Annotated in this window: 2 protein-coding genes; one reads left to right on the plus strand and one right to left on the minus strand. The window is 60.0% G+C overall.

Going from position 1 to position 1734, the window contains the following annotated elements:
* The coding region (locus tag EN939_RS32895; RefSeq protein ID WP_164751454.1) for a sugar phosphate isomerase/epimerase family protein at positions 1–538 on the plus strand (538 nt) is incomplete at its 5' end.
* A 74-nt stretch (positions 539–612) separates the two neighbouring features.
* Here the strand turns inward: EN939_RS32895 and phnE are convergent.
* Positions 613–1734 (minus strand): phosphonate ABC transporter, permease protein PhnE (phnE, locus tag EN939_RS32900; RefSeq protein ID WP_127271663.1); only part of this gene is annotated, 1122 nt, incomplete at its 5' end.

Genomic DNA, 1734 nt, shown 5'->3' on the forward strand with positions numbered 1-1734 from the left:
GCATTCGACGCTCGGGTCGTTTTCCGGCTCCGGACCGACCTCTGCCGAGAAAAAGCGCTCCGTCGCCTCGCAACGCGCGATCGGCGACCATGCCGGCAACAAGGGCGTCACCATCGGGCTCGAGGCGCTGAACCGCTTCGAATGCTATCTCCTCAACACGATGGCGGATTTGTCGGAGCATATCGACGCCATCGACCGGCCGCACATCAAGGCGATGTACGACACCTTCCACGCCAATATCGAGGAGGCCGACCCGATCGGCGCCTACACGAAACACCGCAGGAATGTCGTGCATATCCATATTTCGGAGAATGATCGCGGCGTGCCGGGGCGCGGCAACATTCCCTGGACCGAAACGTTTTCCGCCATCCGCAAGAGCGGCTATGACGACTGGCTGACGATCGAGGCGTTCGGCCGTTCGCTCAAGGATTTGGCGGCGGCAACGAAGGTGTGGCGCGATTTTTCCGAGAGCCCTGAAGCGGTTTATCGGGATGGGTATAAGCATATCAGGAACGGGTGGAAGAGGGCCGGCGCCTGAGACGCGAGCCGAAGGTCGGCGAAGCAAAACCGGTACCACCTTTGCTTCGTCGACCTTCGATTCAGGATCGTGGTCTAAGCCGCCGGCAGCAGGCGGGCGGAGGCGCCCCGCGCGCGCTCGTCGTTGCCGTTTCCGACGGTCCCCATCAGTTTGCGGCGGAGATAGTTGGAGATATTGTCGAAGACAAAAACGACAATCAGGATCAACAGCACCATGTAGAAAACATTGGCCCAGTTGGTGCCGGTGCGCATGGCTTCCCATAATTTCAGACCGATGCCGCCGGCACCGACGGCGCCGATGATTGTCGCCGAGCGGGTGTTCGATTCCCAGAAATAGAGGGATTGGCTAAGGAACACTGGCAGAACCTGAGGCAGCACGCCGTAGCGTTGCACCATTGTTGGTGTGGCGCCCACCGAGCGGATGCCTTCGCGCTGCTTGTCGTCGATGTTTTCCAGCGCCTCGGAATAGAGCTTGCCCAGGGTTCCGGTATCGGTGAAGAAGATCGCCGACATGCCGGCCAGCGGCCCCGGACCAAAGCCGCGGGTGAAGAACAGCGCCCAGATCAGCATGTCGACAGACCGCAGGAAGTCGAAGAAGCGTTTTGTCGCCTGGTTGGTCAACCAGTTCGGCGTGATGTTGCGCGCAGCCAGGAAGGCGAGCGGAAAGGCGACGACCGAGGCCAACACTGTGCCGACAAAAGCCATGACGATGGTTTGCAGAAGCTTCAGCCACACGTCGCCGTGTTGCCACTCGGCATTGTAGAGGATGTTGTCCCAGGCAAGCGCTGCGTTTGACCTCGACGGATCGATGCGTTCTCCGGAGACGATCAATGAAGCGACCTCGCCAAACGATTTTCCCCAGAATGGCGAATTCGTGTCAAACACAAAATTCGCCCAACCAAAAAACCGCCTCCAGGCGATCACCTCGTCATTTTGCACTTCAGCGCGGCCCAAAAATCCGAACGAGACATAGGCTGTCGAACCTGGCTTGCGTTGCTCTATCCAGTCAGGCAGCGGTGTGCGCGGCGTGACAGACCTGTCCTTGGCAATGTCGAAGACGACGCTTTCGGCGCCGCGCGTCACCGTGACAAGATTTGGCGCAATGGCGATCTGGCCGCTGCCAAGGACGACGGTCGCCGCCACCACGGCCTTTTCGCGCACCGTTTTGGGCGCGGCCGGAACTGGTTTGTCTGGCGA

The organism is Mesorhizobium sp. M7A.F.Ca.CA.002.05.1.1 (assembly GCF_003998335.1).
Classification (GTDB): domain Bacteria; phylum Pseudomonadota; class Alphaproteobacteria; order Rhizobiales; family Rhizobiaceae; genus Mesorhizobium.